At 40.9% G+C, this 19472-nt stretch carries 22 protein-coding genes and 1 pseudogene; 12 read left to right on the top strand and 11 right to left on the bottom strand.

Annotated features, from left to right (window positions below; all coding sequences use genetic code 11):
• The first annotated feature begins 53 nt into the window (after positions 1-53).
• Genes NQ541_RS12230 through NQ541_RS12205 form a run of 6 tightly spaced genes read left to right on the top strand, consistent with a single transcriptional unit; the run spans position 54 to position 8162 of the window.
• Positions 54-1424, top strand: a complete 1371-nt coding sequence (locus NQ541_RS12230; protein ID WP_005610421.1) for a Wadjet anti-phage system protein JetA family protein — start codon at positions 54-56, stop codon at positions 1422-1424.
• A complete protein-coding gene (locus NQ541_RS12225) occupies positions 1424-2068 on the top strand; it encodes a DUF4194 domain-containing protein (protein ID WP_005610419.1) in 645 nt (214 codons plus the stop codon). The genes NQ541_RS12230 and NQ541_RS12225 overlap by 1 nt, the downstream gene beginning before the upstream one ends.
• Positions 2019-5369 carry an ATP-binding protein gene (locus tag NQ541_RS12220; protein ID WP_044940461.1) on the top strand — a complete coding sequence of 1117 codons (3351 nt, stop codon included), beginning with the start codon at positions 2019-2021 and terminating at the stop codon, positions 5367-5369. The genes NQ541_RS12225 and NQ541_RS12220 overlap by 50 nt, the downstream gene beginning before the upstream one ends.
• A gap of 2 nt (positions 5370-5371) precedes the next feature.
• Positions 5372-6595 carry a Wadjet anti-phage system protein JetD domain-containing protein gene (locus NQ541_RS12215; RefSeq protein ID WP_005610415.1) on the top strand — a complete coding sequence of 408 codons (1224 nt, stop codon included), beginning with the start codon at positions 5372-5374 and terminating at the stop codon, positions 6593-6595.
• A gap of 35 nt (positions 6596-6630) precedes the next feature.
• A complete protein-coding gene (yfcE, locus tag NQ541_RS12210; protein WP_023920424.1) occupies positions 6631-7218 on the top strand; it encodes a phosphodiesterase in 588 nt (195 codons plus the stop codon).
• Positions 7194-8162 carry an NYN domain-containing protein gene (locus NQ541_RS12205; protein ID WP_005610413.1) on the top strand — a complete coding sequence of 323 codons (969 nt, stop codon included), beginning with the start codon at positions 7194-7196 and terminating at the stop codon, positions 8160-8162. Before yfcE ends, NQ541_RS12205 begins: the two co-directional genes overlap by 25 nt.
• Before the next feature lie 65 nt (positions 8163-8227).
• On the opposite strand, the gene NQ541_RS12200 is transcribed toward NQ541_RS12205, so the two are convergent.
• Positions 8228-8518, bottom strand: a complete 291-nt coding sequence (locus NQ541_RS12200) for a hypothetical protein (RefSeq protein WP_023920425.1) — start codon at positions 8516-8518, stop codon at positions 8228-8230.
• Between the two features lie 321 nt (positions 8519-8839).
• On the opposite strand from NQ541_RS12200, the gene NQ541_RS12195 reads away from it, so the two are divergent.
• Both NQ541_RS12195 and NQ541_RS12190 read left to right on the top strand, forming a co-directional pair.
• Positions 8840-9295 carry a MarR family winged helix-turn-helix transcriptional regulator gene (locus NQ541_RS12195; RefSeq protein ID WP_005610409.1) on the top strand — a complete coding sequence of 152 codons (456 nt, stop codon included), beginning with the start codon at positions 8840-8842 and terminating at the stop codon, positions 9293-9295.
• A 42-nt stretch (positions 9296-9337) separates the two neighbouring features.
• Complete coding sequence (locus NQ541_RS12190) at positions 9338-10693, top strand: cytidylate kinase family protein (protein WP_044940458.1); 1356 nt, start codon at positions 9338-9340, stop codon at positions 10691-10693.
• 126 nt (positions 10694-10819) lie between these two features.
• Here NQ541_RS12190 and NQ541_RS12185 read toward each other — a convergent pair whose 3' ends face one another.
• The 4 genes from NQ541_RS12185 to NQ541_RS12170 form a co-directional block, all read right to left on the bottom strand.
• Positions 10820-11437 (bottom strand): NUDIX hydrolase, encoded by a 618-nt coding sequence (locus NQ541_RS12185; RefSeq protein WP_023920428.1) that lies wholly within the window; start codon positions 11435-11437, stop codon positions 10820-10822.
• A 132-nt stretch (positions 11438-11569) separates the two neighbouring features.
• On the bottom strand, positions 11570-12637 hold the full coding sequence (locus NQ541_RS12180) for a PDDEXK nuclease domain-containing protein (RefSeq protein ID WP_005610403.1): 1068 nt from the start codon (positions 12635-12637) through the stop codon (positions 11570-11572).
• 184 nt (positions 12638-12821) lie between these two features.
• Positions 12822-13199, bottom strand: coding sequence for a hypothetical protein (locus NQ541_RS12175; protein WP_023920430.1), 378 nt, complete (start codon positions 13197-13199; stop codon positions 12822-12824).
• Between the two features lie 174 nt (positions 13200-13373).
• Positions 13374-14150: a Cof-type HAD-IIB family hydrolase gene (locus NQ541_RS12170; RefSeq protein WP_005610400.1), complete on the bottom strand. Its 777-nt coding sequence runs from the start codon at positions 14148-14150 to the stop codon at positions 13374-13376.
• Between the two features lie 201 nt (positions 14151-14351).
• Between NQ541_RS12170 and NQ541_RS12165 the strand changes: the two genes are divergently transcribed.
• Positions 14352-14555 carry a hypothetical protein gene (locus NQ541_RS12165; protein WP_005610399.1) on the top strand — a complete coding sequence of 68 codons (204 nt, stop codon included), beginning with the start codon at positions 14352-14354 and terminating at the stop codon, positions 14553-14555.
• On the opposite strand, the gene NQ541_RS12160 is transcribed toward NQ541_RS12165, so the two are convergent.
• From NQ541_RS12160 to NQ541_RS12135, 6 genes and pseudogenes are all read right to left on the bottom strand, one after another.
• Positions 14528-14932 carry a DNA cytosine methyltransferase gene (locus NQ541_RS12160; protein ID WP_005610398.1) on the bottom strand — a complete coding sequence of 135 codons (405 nt, stop codon included), beginning with the start codon at positions 14930-14932 and terminating at the stop codon, positions 14528-14530. The genes NQ541_RS12165 and NQ541_RS12160 overlap by 28 nt on opposite strands.
• 34 nt (positions 14933-14966) lie before the next feature.
• Positions 14967-15155: a helix-turn-helix domain-containing protein gene (locus tag NQ541_RS13300; RefSeq protein ID WP_005610397.1), complete on the bottom strand. Its 189-nt coding sequence runs from the start codon at positions 15153-15155 to the stop codon at positions 14967-14969.
• A gap of 99 nt (positions 15156-15254) precedes the next feature.
• Positions 15255-15437, bottom strand: coding sequence for a hypothetical protein (locus tag NQ541_RS12150; RefSeq protein ID WP_005610396.1), 183 nt, complete (start codon positions 15435-15437; stop codon positions 15255-15257).
• A 15-nt stretch (positions 15438-15452) separates the two neighbouring features.
• The gene (locus NQ541_RS12145; RefSeq protein ID WP_005610395.1) at positions 15453-15632 is read right to left on the bottom strand and encodes a hypothetical protein; all 180 of its coding nucleotides are present in this window, start codon (positions 15630-15632) and stop codon (positions 15453-15455) included.
• Positions 15633-15641: 9 nt separating this feature from the next.
• Positions 15642-16025 carry a TnpV protein gene (locus NQ541_RS12140; protein ID WP_005610394.1) on the bottom strand — a complete coding sequence of 128 codons (384 nt, stop codon included), beginning with the start codon at positions 16023-16025 and terminating at the stop codon, positions 15642-15644.
• Positions 16022-16387, bottom strand: a pseudogene (locus NQ541_RS12135) (DUF4368 domain-containing protein); the annotation flags it as partial. The pseudogene NQ541_RS12135 and the gene NQ541_RS12140, both read right to left, overlap by 4 nt.
• Positions 16388-16524: 137 nt before the next feature.
• Here NQ541_RS12135 and NQ541_RS12130 point away from each other — a divergent pair.
• From NQ541_RS12130 to nadA, 3 genes are all read left to right on the top strand, one after another.
• Positions 16525-16953 (top strand): MarR family winged helix-turn-helix transcriptional regulator, encoded by a 429-nt coding sequence (locus NQ541_RS12130; protein ID WP_167528449.1) that lies wholly within the window; start codon positions 16525-16527, stop codon positions 16951-16953.
• Positions 16954-16965: 12 nt separating this feature from the next.
• Entirely contained in the window at positions 16966-18327 is a 1362-nt protein-coding gene (locus NQ541_RS12125; RefSeq protein WP_005610389.1) for an MATE family efflux transporter, read from the top strand.
• Between the two features lie 237 nt (positions 18328-18564).
• Complete coding sequence (nadA, locus tag NQ541_RS12120) at positions 18565-19470, top strand: quinolinate synthase NadA (protein WP_023920432.1); 906 nt, start codon at positions 18565-18567, stop codon at positions 19468-19470.
• Positions 19471-19472 lie beyond the last annotated feature (2 nt).

The raw sequence follows: 19472 nt of genomic DNA, 5'->3' as shown, positions 1-19472 counted from the left end.
AAACAGAACGACGTGAGAAAAGGCGGTAAAGAAAAAGACAGTAAGGAGTCAGTATGCAGTCACATTATGAAATCCCGGATACATTTTGGAGCTTATTCCGCTCGGTGAATAGAGAAATTTATATAGAATCACTGCTGTGCATTAATCAGGAATATGAGTACAGCAATTATTTCCTGACGAGAGAAGTCTGCCTGCAGATCTTAAATGATATGAATACGCAGAAGAGGATCAGGCTGGAGCGTGAGGAGTCAGAGACGGAGCTGGATCTGCTGGAGACTACTTCTTCCCGGATTCTGAACTGGCTGGTGAAGACGGGCTGGTTAAAAAAAATTGAAGATTATACTTCACTGACAACGAATATCGTGATCCCGGATTATGCGGCGATTTTTATTGAGGCATTTGAGAAGCTGTCTTCGCAGGAGCTGGAAGAGACGGATCTTTATATTCAGAATGTCTATGCTACGTTGTATTCATTTCAGAATAATCCGAAAGTCAACCTGAATATGCTGCGGACTGCCCTGGTGAATACAAAGAAGTTGAACAAAGCCCTGCAGGATATGCTTCATAATATGGATAAGTTTTTTGAGCGGCTGCTGGATAAGAAGACGTATGGTGAACTGCTTCGGGAGCATTTGGACGGATACGTGGAAGAGGTTGTGCGGAAGAAATATCATATTCTTAAGACTTCGGATAATTTTTATATTTACAAGATGGATATTAAGAAATGTCTCCGGGAAATGCGGGAGAATGATGAATGGATCGAAAGCGTGCGTGCAAGAGCGAAAGCTGCAGGGGATGAGAAAGAAGATGTGCTGGAGATCCTGGATCAGATTGAGCGTGGATTTGATGATATTGAACACCGGATTGCCAATATGGATAAAGAGCATACAAAATACGTGCGTGCCACGGTGACACGTCTGAACTATCTGCTCAGCGGTGAGACGGATACAAAGGGGCTGGTGGTACAGCTTCTGAATCGGATTTCGGCAGAGGAGAACGGTGTAAAGAAGGAGGAGAAGCTGCGGAAGACAGCGGAACGGATGAATCTTTCTTATCTGGAGATCCTGTCAGAGAAATCTTTGTATAAGAGAAGAAAGAGTCGGACGGATTTCATCAGTAAGATGGAAACGGAAGAGGAGACGGAAGATCTGAACCGTGAAGAGGTACTGAAGATGAACCGGATTCAGATGCGATACAGCCGGGCGGAGATCGAAGAATTTATCCAGGCTCATATGACCGGGGATATCATGGATGCAGGGGCAATGAAGGATATGACGGATGAGGATTTTGAAAAACTGATCCTTGCGTATGATTACAGTACACGTCGGAACAGCAAATATGCTGCGTTGAATGAAGAAGACAGGATGGTGGAGAACGGCAGGTATCGTTATCCGGATCTGAAATTTATACAGAGGAGGCCCTGATGATAGAATATTATGATTTACTAAATGAGGAAGAGCAGGATGATATGAGAGACCTGATCCAGTTATTGCTGCGTCAGACATTTCTGCTGGAAAGGAAATATGACCGCCGGGCAGGAAGGATGGTTCCGGTGAGGGAGTACCGGTTTGCAGACCGGCATCTGGATTTCCTGAAAGAATATTTCCGGATTGCGGGGATCACACTCCGACAGAATGTGCATATGGGGCTGATCTATATTCAGGAAGAAGCATTATGGGGAGAGAAGCTTTCAAGGCTTGCAACGATCTATATTCTGATTCTGAAGATCCTTTATGATGAGCAGATGGCAAGTGTATCATCGAGCAATCATGTGGTGGTGACACTCGGGATGATCAATGGAAAGGCAGGAGATTTTCATATTCTGACCGGGATGCCGTCTCCGACGGAAATGCGTAAGACGATCGCACTGCTGAAAAAGTATCAGATTTTAGAGCCGTTGGATGTCATGGAAGAGCTGGATGAAAATTCGAGGATGGTCATTTATCCGTGTATCAATACCGTTCTTGTGGGTGATGATGTAAGGGAACTTTTAGGTACGTTCAGTGAGGAGGAATACAGTGGAGACGAGACAGCAGTTCAAGGCACTATCGAAGATATGCCTGAATAACTGGCATTATATAGACAGAAAAATATTAAGCTTTCACGAAGGAATCAATTTCTTTACAGGGCATTCAGGAAGTGGAAAGTCAACCGTGATCGATGCGATGCAGCTTGTTCTGTATGCGAATACAGACGGAAGAGGATTTTTTAATAAGGCGGCTGCGGATGATTCAGACCGGTCACTGATCGAGTATCTGCGGGGAATGGTGAACATTGGTGAGAACAATGAGTCCCAGTATTTGAGAAATAAAAATTTCTCCAGTACGATCGTGCTGGAATTTACAGAAACGGAAAGCCGGCAGAGTCAGTGCGTCGGGGTTGTATTTGATGTAGAGACAGCTACAAATGAGATCAGCCGTCTTTTCTTTTGGCACAAAGGCGGGCTTCTGGAAAATGATTACCGGGCAGATAAGCGGTGTCTGACAACAGGAGAGATCCGGGAATATTTGCAGAGAAATTTCAGTACGACGGACTTTTACTGTGGGCCGAGTAATGAAAGATTCCGCAAGCAGCTTTATGACATTTATTTAGGCGGGCTGGATATGGAAAAATTTCCACGGCTGTTTAAGCGTGCAATCCCGTTTAAGATGAATATCAAGCTGGAAGATTTTGTGAAAGAATATATTTGTATGGAGCAGGATATCCATATTGAGGATCTGCAGGAAAGTGTGATGCAGTATGGAAGAATGCGGAGCAAGATCGAGGAGACGCTGAAGGAGATCCGGCATTTGGAAGAGATCCGTGACAGATATGCCGTGTATCAGACCCAGGTGAAGGAAGTTGAAAATGATCAGTATCAGATCGACCGGCTGGAAATCTTACGACTGGAGGCGAAACTGCAGGAACTGCTGGATAAGATCAAAGAGAGTCAGGAAGATATCGGTCGGCAGGAGCAGGCAAAAGCAGAACTGGAGACAAAGCAGCAGACAGTCCAGGGACAGTATGAGGAAGTGCTGTTAAGGATCGCCAACAGTGGGTATTCTGCGTTGGAACAGAAGCTTGGAAATGTGAATGAGATGCTGGAGCATTTGCAGTTGAGCCGTGCAAAATGGCAGAGGACAGCAGCAGGGCTTGCAGCATGGAAATCAAAAGATGTGACTCCGAATCAGACGCTTTGGGATATTGAAAAATTTGAAACTGTGGCACTGGATGAGGAAACTTTGAAGCGGCTTCAGACAAGCCTTGTACAGATTCGGGAAGAACTGGGGGAAGATCTGAAGGATGCAGAAGCAAAGTTAAGAGTCATTAAGAAAGAAGAAAAGGATGCAAGAGAGGAATTAAAGGAATTAAAGCAGGGGAGGAAGGCATATCCGAAGGAAGTGGAGGAAGCAAAATATGAGCTTCGTACCCGGCTGCAGGAGCGTTGTGGCAGGCTTGTTCCGGTACAGATCCTTGCAGATCTTCTGGATGTGCGAGATGAAAAATGGCATAATGCGATCGAGGGATATATGGGCAATAATAAACTTCTGCTCGTAGTGGAACCGAACTATGTAAAAGATGCCATGGAAATTTATCAGGGAATGGATAAGAAGCGGTTTTCACGGGCAGCAGTGCTGGATACAGAGAAGGTCCTTTCCAGTGATAAAAAGGCAAAGGCAGGTTCTCTGGCAGAGGAGGTGCTGGCGAAAGAAGAGTATGTCCGGGCGTATATTGATTTCTTCCTTGGAAATGTGATCAAATGTGATGGAATTGATGAACTTCGTGAACAGACCATCGGAATCACAGCAGATTGTATGTTGTATCAGGGGTATCGTCTGCAGCACATCAACCCGGAAAGTTATACAAGGCGGGCATATATCGGTGAAACCAGTATGCGTCAGAGAATCCGCAGACTGGAGGAACGTTGTGATGCTTTACAGCAGGAACGTCTTCCGCTGCAGGAAATGAAGGAAGAAATTCAGAGGGTACTGACATTAGAAGCACTTTCCCAACCGGCAGAGGAGTACATGAGCTGGAAGAAAGAGATCGATGAAATTCAGAAAAAGGAAAGAGAAAAACGGCAGATCCAGGAAGAGATGAAGAAACTCCAGGATGGAGAGGTTTCGGCTCTGAAAGCTCAGAAGGAAGATCTTTTGCGGCAGCAGGCACAGCTCAGGCAGGAGCTGGAGGAGCTGATCGGAAAGATTTCAGAGAGCAGAGGAAATGCACAGCGAAATCAGAATTTTTATCAGACCGTGGAAACCGAATTGCAGGACAGACAGAAAGAATTTCACGAAGATCCGCAGAAAGAAGAAGGATTCCGGGCCTATCTGGATACGAAGCGTTCTGTAAATTATGAGTACCTCAGACAGCAGCGGAGTAAAGAACTGGACGCAGTTGAAGTTGAGAAGGACAAGGCATACAGTCAGCTTGTAGACAGGAGAACCATCTATCTGAAGCTGTATCCGAACCGTACATTTTCTCCTACGATTGAAGAGAATACACCTTATGAAAAGCTCCTTTCTGAACTGCAGTGTGATGAGCTGGAAGATTTCAGGCTGGCGGCAAAGGAACAGGCAAAATCAGCGGTAGAACATTTTAAAGAGGATTTCATTTATAAAATACGAAGTGCCATCAAAGAAGCCTATCAGCGGAGAGATGAACTGAACCGTATCATCAGCCGGCTGGATTTTGGTAAAGATAAATATCAGTTTGTCATTACGAAGAATAAAGGGCCGGACGGAAGATATTATAAAATGTTCATGGATGATTCGCTGAGCATTAATCCGTCCCAGCTTTCAGATTCTATGGAGAATCAGATGAACCTTTTTACCATGGAACACGATGAGGAATACGGGGATATGATGAATGAGCTGATCAATATCTTTATTCCACCGGAAGATGCGACAAGGGAGGAACTGGATACTGCAAAGAAGAATATGGAAAAATATGCGGATTACCGGACGTATTTATCCTTTGATATGCAGCAGATCATCCACGGTGAAAAGGATATGAAGATCGGACTGAGCAAGATGATCAAGAAAAATTCCGGTGGAGAGGGACAGAATCCTCTGTATATCGCTCTGCTGGCAAGTTTTGCACAGGTCTACAGGATTAACTTGTCACCGAAGATCCGCAGACCGTCCACGATCCGTCTTGTTGTGCTGGATGAGGCATTTTCCAAGATGGACGCAGAGAAAGTGGCAAGCTGTATTTCTCTGATCCGTGGACTTGGATTTCAGGCGATTATCAGTGCGACGAATGACAAGATCCAGAATTATCTGGAAAATGTAGACAAGACGTTTGTCTATGCGAATCCGAATAAAAAGCATATTTCAATCCAGGAATTTGAAAAAGTTGAGTATGACCAGTTGAAGGTTGAGGAATAGAGATGGAGTATCTGTTGCAGCTTTTGATCGAAAAGATTGAAAATAGTGAGAATCAGTGGAAACCGGGGGCGAATGGCTGGAAGAGTCTGTCAAATAAAGCGGGAAATCTGTACGATGATCGGAAGCATCTGAAGTCGGATGTTGTGAAAGCGGCTAAAGACCTGGAGAAGACAGGACTTGTGAAGATTGAATGGGTACAGGGCTATCGTGAGCAGGATATTCAGGCGATCCGGTACCGGCAGGAGGATATTCCGGCATTGTATAAACTGTACCGGGAAAGAGTGGATTCTGATTTCTGTGCAAGAGCGGAATTAGTACGAAAATATCAGGAAGAAATTCGGGCAGAGCTACAGGGTTTGAGGACTCCGTGGATCAGAGCGTATTATGAAAAGCTGTTGCAGGAATCGGAAAGTGGCAGAGCAAAAAAAGCAACTCTGGAGAAGGCATGGAAACTTTTCAGGAAAAGAAGAGCCTGCTGGCGTGGGATTGATGAATTGGAAGATCCGATGTATAAGCGGCTCTTCAGCAAAAAATATTTAAAAGATACAAAGATTTTTGAAAATGAATTTCAGGATTTTATTGTTTCAACGGCAAAAATATATGCGAAGGAACTGCTGGATGATGCAATGAATGATTCGGAGATTCTGTCGGTTCTGCTGATCGAGGATTATGCACAGGAGCTGGCTTTGAAAGGTCCGCTGCATTTGAAATGGGAGGACGGAACGGAGATTCATAATGAAGACTGGCGGTATGGAAATATTCTGAACAGTGATACACTGCGGTATGCACAGATCGCCGGGCAGCAGCCGGAAATCCAAAGGGTCATTACCATTGAAAATAAAGCAAATTATATGATGATGCCTTGGGAAGAGCATACGCTATACATTTTTACGCATGGATTTTTCAGTCCGAAAGAATGTAGATTTTTACAGTCTTTAAATCAGGTGCTTGAGCATACAGAAGTTGAATTTTATCATAGCGGAGATCTTGATTATGGCGGAATTAAAATATTTCTGTATATTCAGAAGAACATTTTCCCTGAATTGCAACCGTTGATGATGGATGTGCAGACTTATGAAAAATATCGGAACTACGCGGAAAAGATAGAGGACACAACGTTGGAAAAGCTGAAGAAACTGCAGATTGAAAATCCGGTTCTCAGGCAGCTGGCGGAGAAGCTGGCAAGGGAAAAGAAAGGGATCGAGCAGGAAAGTTTTTTGTTGTGAAAATGAAATTGATTAAAAAGAAAGAGGTAATTGATATGAAATTAATGATTGCATCAGATATTCACGGTTCGGCATTCTATTGTGAAAAGATGATAGAGGCATATAAGAGGGAGGGGGCAGACCGGTTATTATTGCTTGGGGATATTCTTTATCATGGACCGAGAAATGATCTCCCGGAGGGATATGCACCCAAAGAAGTGATTGCAATGCTGAATCCATTGAAAAGCGAGTTATTGTGTGTGAGGGGAAACTGTGATACAGAAGTAGATCAGATGGTATTGGAATTTCCGATTCTTGCAGATTATTGTTACGTGAATCTGTCAGGGGAGAATGGACAGGGAGATATAACGATATTTGCAACGCATGGACACATCTATCATCCGCATCATCTTCCACCATTGAAGGATGGAGATATTCTTTTGAATGGTCATACGCATATTCCTGCCTGTGAAGAGATCCTGGATATGAATGGTGGAACATATCAGTATTTAAATCCGGGATCTGTCTCGATTCCGAAAGAGGGATCGGAGCATAGTTATATGATCTATGAAAATGGTACATTTGCGTGGAAAAATCTTACCGGGGAGGAGTATCAGACATGGAAGACCGTTTCGCACTCCTGATTGATGCGGATAATGTATCTGCCAAATATATTAAACCGATCCTTGATGAATTATCGAAATACGGTAATGTGACTTATAAGAGAATTTACGGGGACTGGACAAAGACAAATAATGCAAGCTGGAAAGAAGAACTTCTTCAGAATTCGATCACTCCGATCCAGCAGTTCAGTTATACCCATGGAAAAAATGCAACCGATTCTGCTATGATTATTGATGCGATGGATATGCTTTATACGAGTGAACTGGAGGGGTTCTGCCTGGTTTCAAGTGACAGTGATTTTACAAAGCTGGCGAGCCGTCTGAGAGAAAGCGGAAAGACTGTGATCGGTATGGGAGAGGGAAAGACTCCGTCGCCGTTCAGAAAAGCGTGTGATATTTTTACAGAACTGGAACTTCTTCTTGAAGATAATACAATGGGAAAAGAAGAACGTAATACCCATTCTCATGCTTCGGGAAAATGGCAGAAAAAGGACAACCATGATTCAATGGTTTCAAAGGAAAAAATTGAAGAGGCGGTTGTCAAGATTATTACGGAAAATCAGAATAATGACAGGGAGACCGGACTGGGAGAAGTTGGAAGCAGACTGGTAAAATTATATCCTGATTTTGATGTCCGTCGATATGGCTATAGTCTTTTATCAAAATTTTTGGAATCTTTGCCGAAGCTGATGCTGATGCAGGAGGGAACGAAGGTAACGGTAACAATCTATGAAGATAAGAGCCGGAAAGAAATGCTGGAAGAATATATCCTGTTGCAGATCCAGAGTGCCGGAAGTTATGGAATCCCTCTGAGTAGTCTGGGAAATCGTATTCGTATGAGATTTGGAGATTTTAAGGTACGGGATTACGGATTTTCCCAGTTTAAGCAGTATATTGCAAGCTTCCCGGATGTAGAATTTGTGGATGATGAGGAGAGAACCCGGGCGGTGTATATGGAAGAATAAGGGAAAAAATTAATACACGGTATTAAAAAAGGGAGTGTCTTTTGGCACTCCCTTATCTGTTCAATTTATCCCTGTAATCCATTTGACTGTCGGATCATATCTTCAACGACGATATCAAAAATCTCACCGACGGAACTGCAATATTCCAGTATTTTCCAAGGCTCATTGGTATGAAAATGAATTTTTATCAGGTCTTCATCACCGGCTGCGATGAGGCTGTTTCCTTCAAAATGTTCTGTGATATAGTCGGATATTTCATCCTCATCCAGGTCGCGGTCGCGTCTTTCGATCAGGAGCTGTGTATCATAACGATAAGCGAACTGATCGTCTTCTGCATCAATAGACTGTATTCCCATTTTATTGTCCTCCGTTATAAAATCTGTGGCAGTGTCGGTCACTGCTTTTTATGTCAAAGTATGCAGGAGAAGCTGCCAGTGGCAGGTTCTCTGTATCAACTGTTCCTGTGGGGAACAAATGATTCATAAACAGTATAGCATAAAATAAAAGAGAATGAGAAAATTCTTTTATAGAATGACTTGAGAAAATTTTGCAACAAAAATTTGACAGACATGGCAAAAAAAGTTATAATTCAAACTGTTTGAATTAAAAACGTTTAACACGGGAATGTGCTGAAGTGCATTTGGAGGTTAAAGAAATAACAGCAGGAGAGAAAAGAAATGGATGATTCATTGCATTATCTTATTATGGCAAATCAGATGCTGGTGCAGAAGGCATTGCTCTATAAGCTGAAAGATACGGGGCTTACCATCGGCCAGCCGAAGATTCTTGATTACTTAAGCAGGCATAACGGAAGTAATCAAAAGGAGATTGCGAGAGCATGTTTCCTGGAGGCGGGATCTTTGACGACGATCCTTAATAAGATGGAAGAAAAGGGCTTGATCCGCCGTCAGATACTCAATGGTAACAGACGGAGTTTTCATATTTTTATGACAGAGGAAGGAAAGAAAAAGCAACAGTTGGTCAGCGAGGCATTTTCTGAGATTGAAAGGAAGGCAGTGGAAGGTATTTCAAAGGAAGAAATGGAAGGCTTTCTGTCAGTATATCAGAAAATCTATGCAAATCTGTTGGATGAAGCAGGTTCGTCTTCTATAAATAAAAAGACGGATCAGTGAGAAAAAATCTATTGAAGGATGAGAAAAGACAGGAGAGAGATTATGAACAAATTAAAGAGGTACATATTATTTTTAATCGGGCTATTTGTAAATGCACTGGGAGTCAGTCTGGTGACAAAAGCGAGTCTTGGTACGTCACCAATCTCATCGATCCCATATGTATTAAGCCTGAATTTTCCATTTACATTGGGAAATTTTACAATCGTGTTCAGTATTTTGCTGATCGTATTACAGATTCTGATTTTAAGAAAGAATTTTAAACTTGAGAATATTCTGCAGATACCGGTTTCCATCGCATTTGGATATTTTATTGATCTGACAATGTATATGTTATTTTGGATCAATCCGCAGAGTTATTTTGTAAAAATGATCGCATTGCTGGCAGGCTGTCTGGTACTGGGATTTGGTGTTTATCTGGAAGTGCTGGCAGATGTTGTCATGCTGCCGGGAGAATCTTTTGTCCGGGCGATCGTACAGACATGGAATACCAATTTTGGAACAACGAAGATTGTCTTTGATTCGTCGATGGCGATCATTGCAGGGGTTCTTTCTTTTGTATTTTCAGGAAAATTAAATGGAGTCCGGGAAGGTACGATCATTGCAGCATTGCTGGTTGGATTTATTGCCAGACTGCTTGGAAAAAGGCTGGAGTTTATCAAATCATATCTGTTCCCGGAAGAGAACGGAGAAGGCGGACAGGCACTGGCTTCTGCAGCAGATGCAGAAAATGCAGAAAATGCTCCGGTGGCAGATGGTATAACGGGAAAATTGGCAGAAAAGCAGGAAGCAGAGGGTATTCATAAGAATGTGATTGTGATCGGAAGACAGTACGGATGTGGAGGACATGACATAGGAAAGAAACTGGCAGAAAAATTCGGTTATGAATTTTACGATCAGGAAATCATTCAGATGATCGCCGGTACAACGGGTATGACATCCGAGTTTATCCGTCAGAAAGAAGAGTCCATGACCAACAGTCTGTTGTATGATTTTGTAAATCAGATGTATCTTTATGGAAAGGAAGAGGAAGAGGCTCCGAAAGATAAGATTTTTGAAGCAGAATCAAAAGTAATCAGGGAGCTGGCGGCCAAAGGAAAATGTGTGATCATTGGAAGATGTTCGGATTATGTATTGTGTGAAAATGAGAAGACTTTAAAACTGTTCTTCGCTGCACCATTGGAAGTAAGGGCAAAACGGATTATGGAGCGTCTGAATATCAGTAAGAAAGAAGCTGAGCAGGTGATCCGGAAAGAAGACAGACGCCGTGCAGATAATTACCGTTACTATACAGGACGGGTGTGGGGATCAGCGGCAAATGTTGACCTTACATTTAATACAGCTATGGATGAAAGATATATTGAAGAATGTATTAGCAAAGCTATGGAGCTGGAAATTTAGTGCTATAGGGTGAGAGTGGCTGATGGTATAAGTTTTATAATAGTTATCGGAAAACCTCCGGATATGGGGTCACCTCAAGAGATTCCCCAGTCCTTTTGTCATATTTCTTTTTCACTGCCCGGTCAGTCAGTCAAATAATGTCGAGGCATCCGGTTTCTCATAAAAATCAAAGCACATCAGGATCTGATCTTTCGTGGTCTTTTCAATCGCCAGGTCGTTGGGGAGGGATGTACGGTCAAAAAGTCCGATTTCTGTAGTCTCGATATTTGATTTAAATGTTCCACTTTCATACTGGCAGAGCATAAAGGTTTTTATAACTCCGTAGGCATGGTTCATGACATTATGCTTTCGCCAGTCCTGAACGGCGATCAGTTTTTTGGAGTGTACCGTACAGCCGGTTTCTTCAAAAACTTCCTTCTCGGTGTTGGATGCGATGGACTGATCCACATCGCACCATCCACCGGGGAGAGACCAGGTTCCGTTATTTTCATGGACAAGAAGGATTTTCCCATCAATAAAAACTGCCGCACGGGTATCAATTTTCGGGGTCTGATAGCCGCTTTCATTGCAGAATAACCCGTATACTTTTTCGACGGGGAGATCCGTCTTTGCAGCCATCATTTCAGCAGCAATTTTTCTTAATTCGTTGTAACGTTCTTTATCATATTTATCTTTTCCGTACTGGAGTCCCGCCTGTGCGATACTCTGAATACGGATTGCAAAGTCTAACCACTGATCGTTCATAAAAATATCCTCCTTTTCACTGGGTAAGTCATGCAGAAATATTTTTCCTTTTTGTGGACAATGATTTACTGTAGTCTGAAAATTTTTTCTTACCTGTATATCATAACACAAAGGAGGCAGTTGCGTATGGAATTAGTCTTTCAGTTCTCGTTCTATTTCTTCAATAGTAGGCATGGAACTTTTATAGTCATCAGGAATAAGATTATTAATTTCATATTCGGAAATTCCAACAGGAACATTCACTGCACTGGTAGCATATTGAGCCAGAACATTATCTTTTGTTTTGCATATAAGTAAGCCAATTGTAGGATTATCGTTATCTGCACGTAGTATTCCGTCTGTTGCTGCAATGTAAGTTCCTAATTGCCCCATATCTCCGGGATCAAATGTCCTTGTCTTTATTTCAATTACAACATAACAGTGTTTTTGTATGTTGTAGAACAGCATATCAATAAATTGTTCAGTATCTCCGACAACAAGCCGGTATTCTCTACCGACAAAAGCAAATCCACGACCTAGTTCAAGAAGAAATTTCTGGATATTATCCATGAGTGCATCTTTCAATTCTTTTTCGTCATACCCTTCTCTAAGAGTTAGAAAATCAAAATTATATGGGTCTTTTGTGATTTCTCTGGCAAGATCGCTGCCAATATCAGGAAGCAGCTTTTCAAAATTTGTAATGGCTTTACCTTCTCTTTCATACAAGTTTGTATCGAGAAAATTTAAAAGGACGGCTCTTGACCAGTTGTTTTCATATGTCTTTTTAACAAAAAACAAAGCCTTATCTAAATTACCCTTACATTTATTAATTATCTGAATATGATGTCCCCACGGAATCATAAAAATACAATCATCAACAGCTTGTTGACATATTCGTGTGTCTGAATCGTCAACAAGTTGTTGACGATTTGAATTGTTGTATAAATCGTAAAAATATTTCATATATTTTAAATTAGTTACAGAAAATGATTTTACATCAGGTAGTGCATCCTGCAAATCAAGACTAAGATTTTTGAAAAAAGATTTTCCGTATTTGACTTCATTGTAATTCTCTGATATATCATGCCCGATAGACCAGTAAAATAACAGCATTTCTCTATTAACTTTTGTTGCAGCTTTTATCTGGCTGTTGCGGAATCTTAAAGAAACTTCTTTAATCCACTTTGAATATTCTGTATTAGTTTTAATGATTTCACTCATTGCGTGCAAACCTCCTGAACATTATAAAAACGATTTTATTCATCAGTATTATTCTTTTTAGCTCTTGTCTTATACACATTATATTGATTTTTACATTTCGGAGAGCAGAACTCATTTCCCTTTCGGCTTGCGATAAATGCTTTACCACAGTGCTTACACAATTTCATTTCACAGCTTTCATCAGTCAGCATAAAAGAAAAGCACATCTGTTACCCATTGCCATCACAACAGCAATTTCATCTTTATCTGCAACAGACCATCCGGATTCCGTACCTTTCTTGTGAAAATCAAGCTTTTCAAAAGGGTAGAAGTAAGTAAGATAATCCTCTGTTGAAAGAGTTTCTTCTTTTATAAAGTGGTTTTTAGGAAGATATACGGATTCATATGTAACAAACTGTACCGTTGTCGGCAGTGCTGTCATAAAACCAAGGAATCCATAAGCAGATACAAAATCAAGAACCATCTGTTGCAATATATCATTATCTGCTTTATGCATAGTCATAAGATCAATATTAACCGCATCAAGGACAAGTGCATTGGCATCCTGCATTGGGCGGTACATCTGAGGTTTTGCATTTCCTGAAACTACTATATATAAAGTGCGATCATCAGCAGTGCGATATTCATAGCTGCTATATTTTACTCAAAGGGCACTTGTGTGTTCAAACAGATTTTTCATTCTCTGTTCCTCCAATCTGTTCATTACTTAGTAAATGTAATCTTATATATAGAATCCTCAGATCAGTCCATGGGTCAGGCAATAATCGTAAATGCCATCCTCGGCAACATCCTTGCAGATTTCATCGGCAACTTCTTTTAGCTGAGGGGAAGCATTTCCCATGGCAACACCTGTTCCTACAGAGAGGAGCATTTCAATATCATTGTTCCCGTCACCAAAGGCGAGGGCTTCGGATTTGTCTAAATGGTAGTATTCCAGTACTTTCTGGATGCCGATGCCCTTACCGCCATTGGCGGGAATGATATCAACTGCACGATCCCACCAGGCAGCAATCTTTGCACCATCTACGTCTTTTAAAATGGCAGAATAGTCGGTTTCGCGACAACCGAGCAGAAGCTGATAAACTTCTTCGTTGGAAACCTGCTCAAAATCTTTCGCAACTGTTAATTGTAAATGAGCAATCGAGTAATAATCCGACAGATCAATGTCAAATCCATTGGCAGCCAGCCGGCTTTTAGTGGCAACAGAGACCGGACGTCCGAGACTGTCGGCATTGCGGATGAGCTTTTGAACATCATCCGGGCTGATCGGATTGCTGAAGATCGTTTCTGTGTCGTTGTAGCACAGAGAACCATTGAAAGTCAGGAATGTATCAAATTCAATCCCACTGAAATGGGGAAGGCTGACCGGGGTTCGCCCGGTTGCAATGCAGAGCCTGATTCCGTTTGCTTTCAGGCGGTTCAGTGCTTCAACTGTCTTTTCAGAAAGTTCTTTCGCCCGCAGTCTGAGCAGTGTACCGTCAATATCAAAGAAAATGATCTTAATTTTTCCCATAAAATTCTCCTGTATTATGAATGTTATTCTTCTTCTTTATCATTATAACGTAATCCGTCCGTGATAACTATGACAGTTCTGCATATTTCTATCAAAATCGTGCCGGAAAAACTGTTATTACCTTAGTAGAGCATAAAAAATTATCCACAACTCATCGACAAAAAAGTCGAGTTATGGACAAAAAACAAGAGAGGATTGCCTATGAAGAATAAATTACAAAAACATTTTCCGATGATTCGGACGAAAGGAGAAGCACTTGAAGCGATAAAAAATAATAAAAAGCTCTGGGGAATTTTTTGCAGTTGGAAAGAAGAATACCAGCAGGAATACCTGGATGTCTGCACTGGGGTCAGGGGACTGAAACTTCTGTATGATACCTATTTTAAAGCACTTATCATTTTATAAAAACAATTGCACCATACATTTTCAAATAAAAACATCTTGGGCTGTAGTTTTTCCAAAAACGTTGCATAATGATAAAATAACGTTCCTCTTGCATCTTCCAATCCAAGTTTTTTACCGGCATAGGAAAAAGCTTGACAAGGTGCTCCACCGGATAATAAATCTAATTCACCTTTTCTAACAGAAAAATATTCCTCTAAATCAAGACCAGATATTTCTGCCACATCACCTTCAATAACATTCCAATTTGGTCTATTCTTTCTCAATGTTGCACAAGCATCTGCGTTGAACTCATTTAATGCCAGTGTTTTAAAACCTGCTTTCTCTATTCCCAATGCAAGACCACCTGCACCTGCAAATAATTCAATCGTTGTAAACATATAATCTCTCCGTTTTTATTTTTTAGGTCTGATCCTACTCTTTATCGATCAACTCATCACTGATATTAAAATCAATTCCTTGAGCTTTACAAAAATCATCTATCAATTTCATAGTCTTAAAAGTCGGTTTGCATTTTCCTGATTCCCACCGAGTGACAGTTGTAAAAGAAACACCTACTGCCTGTGCAAATGCTTCCTGACTTAACAAGCTTTTCTCAATCATCCAACAATTAAAAAGGAAACCGTCACAAAATTGGCACGACTCCCTACTGCTCTTATTTTATTGCTATAATACTCAATTTATTTCTTTCATACATTATCGTCATTGCTTAATTTCCTGCCCGAATCCATACCCTAATATAGCTGTGATACAGATAATCCCTGACAGGATATGAAATACAGTTGCGGACAGCCATGTAATGAACATGACCACCAGTTGTACGATTGTCAGACTTATACGCACTGGCAATAACAGGATCCTTATAATGAGTTTTACAATTACCATGACTGTCCACCCCTTTCACTGTTTCAGATAACTGCGATAGCTGTCTATCACAGAATCTGTAACACCGTTTTTGTACACTTTTCGGATATCAACAACTTTTTCATCTTTCAATGCTTTCAGCCAATCTAACAAATCTTTTCTACTGTTTGCAAAATTACAGCATCTTCCGTCTGCATATTCAATTCGGTATCTCATAAGCTCCTCCTATACATAGACCAATTCGTTCAAAATGATTTCATCTACCCGGCTTCTCACATTGTTTGCCTGGCGGATCCATTCCATTTGATCTCTGGTTTTCAATTCTTCCGAAATGCCTTCCTGTTTCATAATCTGATTCATGAGAAAATCTCTGCGTTCTACGCACTGCTCATTTAAGTCTGCAAGGTAAGTCCAAAGCTTTCCAGTCAATGTCAGATAGGAATATAAGCCACTTTTGTAGTCCTTCAGATAGTTTCTGTGAAGGCTTCCATAAAAGCCAATATCACGCTTTTCTTCCGGTACAGCGATCAGTGGCAGATAGATTTCCCCGACAAGGATATAATCCAGATCGTTGCTGTCATCGTGAATGCTTCTTTCTAATTCGCTCATGCTGATGCAACTCCTTTCTTCGGTTCTGCTGGTGGAAGCAGTGATACCGGCACGAACACACCCTTTGCAATATCTTCCTGACGGATTTCCTCTTTTTTTGCATCCATCTCCGCTTTCTTTTTTGCCTTTGTCCGTTCATAGTATTCTTGCTGCTTGCCATTTGCTTTCCTTTTCAAGTAATTCTGATGAAGCCTGTCTTTTCTGGCTTCCCGCTTCTTCATTTCTTCAATTTCTTCTGGTGTCATTTCCACCTCACCGAAATGTGGTGGTAAATATTTTCCAATAAAATTAAAATAGATTTCCACTTCCTGAGTTGTCTCAATGCTTCTTTTGCGGTCACGCTCATGAACCACAATCCTTTCTGTTCTTTAGAATACTGTCCGTCAAGAATCGCATATCGTGTAATTTTTTCGTAAGCATTTTCTTGACAAAGAATAGTTAGAGATGTATATTAAAAAAGTTCAAAAACGAACAGTTCAAAATGAAAGAAGGTGCGTTTGTGAAAAATTATTTTGCACATTGTGTTGATGTAGAAGAATTGTATGAAAATATGGTATCTCCTGTTTGTGAAAAATACGAATTGACTTATATGGAGTTTACAGTTCTTATGTTTTTAACAAATAATCCGCAATATGATACAGCTACTCAGATTGTAAAATACCGTCATCTTGCAAAATCTCATGTATCTATTTCTATTCGTTCCTTACAGGAACGAGGATTGATTTTAGGGGAACATAAGGGAGGAAATCACAGAACCATTCACTTAAGTGTGGCGGATAAAGCAAGGGACATAATTGCAGCCGGGCGTGTGGCACAAGGCAAATTTTGTGAAATAGTATTCGCAGGATTTTCAAAAGAAGAAATAGAAGCCCTACATAGGTTTACAGAGCAAGTAAACAGAAATATCAAAGAATATTTGAATGATTAGGAGAGGTTTATCGTGGAAAATAACAAGGATTTTTTAGGTACGCAGCCCGTTGGAAAATTGCTTTTTAAGTTGGCAATTCCTACGGTGATAGCACAGTTGATCAATATGTTGTATAACATTGTTGATAGGATCTTTATCGGTCATATACCGGATGCAGGCAGTCTTGCTCTGACGGGTGTCGGTGTGACCATGCCTATTATTATGATTGTGTCGGCATTTGCAGGACTTGTAAGTTCAGGAGGTGCGCCACGTGCTTCTATTTCGATGGGAAAAGGAGATATGGACAGTGCAGAGCAAACGCTTGGTGGATGTTTTCTTTTACAGGTAATTGTTTCAATCGTTCTGACAGTGGTACTTTTACTGTTTGGAGAAAATTTGCTGTTAGCTTTTGGAGCCAGTGAAAATACGATTGAATATGCTGTTTCCTATTTGAACATATATGCGTTTGGAACATTGTTTGTGCAGCTGACATTGGGCATGAATGCATTTGTAACTGCTGAAGGGTTTACAAAGATATCCATGGTATCCGTTGCTATCGGAGCAACTCTAAACATTGTGCTTGATCCGATTATGATTTTTGGATTAAATATGGGTGTGCGTGGTGCTGCTTTGGCAACTGTTATTTCGCAGGCGGTTTCATGTATCGTCGTTGTGACATTTTTGTGCAGTAAGAAATCAATACTTAGACTGAAACGTAAGAATCTGAATATAAAGCCCAAAGTTGTGTTCCCGTGCATTGCACTTGGAACTGCAGCATTTATTATGCAGGCGAGTGAAAGCGTTATATCCGTATGCTTTAATTCTTCCCTGCTGAAATATGGCGGAGATATTGCGGTAGGTGCAATGACGATTCTTACCAGTGTCATGCAGTTTGCAATGCTTCCTTTACAGGGAATTGCACAGGGAGCGCAGCCAATTACAAGCTATAATTATGGAGCAAACAATACGGAACGTGTAAAAAAGACCTTTCGTGTTTTGTTAACAGTAAGCCTGATTTATTCTGTCACACTTTGGCTGGCGGTAATGCTTTTGCCACAATTCTTTGTAAGTATTTTTACTCCGGAGACAGCTATGATCGAGTTTGCATCAAAAGCTCTGCGTATCTATATGGCAGTCATGTTTTTATTTGGTATTCAGATTGCATGCCAGATGACCTTTACAGCTCTTGGCAATGCGATAAGTTCTATCATTGTGGCAGTTACAAGAAAATTTATTCTGCTGTTACCATTGATTTATATTATGCCGCATATGGTTTCAGACAAAACCATGGGTGTTTACCTTGCAGAGCCGGTAGCAGATTTCATAGCAGTAACCTTTACTGCAATTTTGTTTTATTTCCAGTTTAGGAAAGCGATGAACAAGATTGAATCGTAGTTTATATAGTCGTTAAGGGGAAATTTTCTTCTTGGCGGCTATTTTTTTATAAAAACGTAATAAAGTAAAGGCATTGTGGCATTTTTCACAAACATTTAACTTTTCTGTACTATTTTTTGTCAAAACATCTGTCTTGTCACCTGTAAACTGCGGTGCTATAATTTACGCTGATCAATACTTATGAAAAATAAAACCCACAGAAAAGTAAAGTTTGAAAAAAAACAGAGAGGTGCAGATATGACGATCAAAGAAGAGATAGAGCAGTTAAAGAAAGAAAAAGATGCGGTGATCCTGGCTCATTATTATGTAAGACCTGAGATCCAGGAGATAGCGGATTACATAGGAGATTCCTTTTATCTGAGCAAGGTGGCAGTAGGCCTGAAAGAAAAGACGATTGTATTTTGCGGAGTTTCCTTTATGGGTGAGAGTGCCAAGATCCTGAACCCGGAAAAGACGGTTCTGATGCCAGATATGGCAGCAGATTGCCCGATGGCACATATGGCATCCCCTGAAACGATCGAGAAAGTGCGTGCGGAGTATGATGATCTTGCGGTAGTCTGTTATATTAATTCAACTGCAGAATTGAAACGTCATTCTGATGTATGCGTTACTTCTGCAAATGCAGTAAAGATCGTAAAGAACCTTCCGAATAAAAATATTTTCTTTATCCCGGATCGCAACCTGGCACATTATATTGCAGGACTTGTACCGGAAAAGCATTTTATTTATAATGAAGGATTCTGCATCGTACATGAGTATATGGAAGTAGAAGAAATTCAGGATGCGAAGAAAGCACACCCGGATGCAGAAGTGCTGGCACACCCGGAATGTCCGCAGGCAGTTCTGGAACTGGCAGATTATATCGGAAGTACAACCGGAATCATCAATTATGCGGGAGAGACGGATGCACAGGAGATGATCATCTGTACGGAGAGTGGTGTCCTGTATGAACTGGAGAAACGGTATCCTGAAAAGAAATTCTATTTTACAGAAACGCTTCCTGTATGCAGAAATATGAAAAAAGTGACGTTGGAAAAGATTCTTCATGTCTTAAAGACCGGGGAAAATGAAGTTTTTGTGGATGATGCACTTCGGGAAGAATCCAAAAAACCTTTGGAGAGAATGTTAGAACTGGCAAAATAAGA

Origin of the sequence: [Ruminococcus] lactaris ATCC 29176 (assembly GCF_025152405.1) — a bacterium.
In the GTDB taxonomy this organism is placed as follows: Bacteria; Bacillota; Clostridia; order Lachnospirales; family Lachnospiraceae; genus Mediterraneibacter; species Mediterraneibacter lactaris.
The sequence above is the reverse complement of the archived record's forward strand: the minus strand, read 5'-3'. Positions and strand labels throughout refer to the sequence as shown.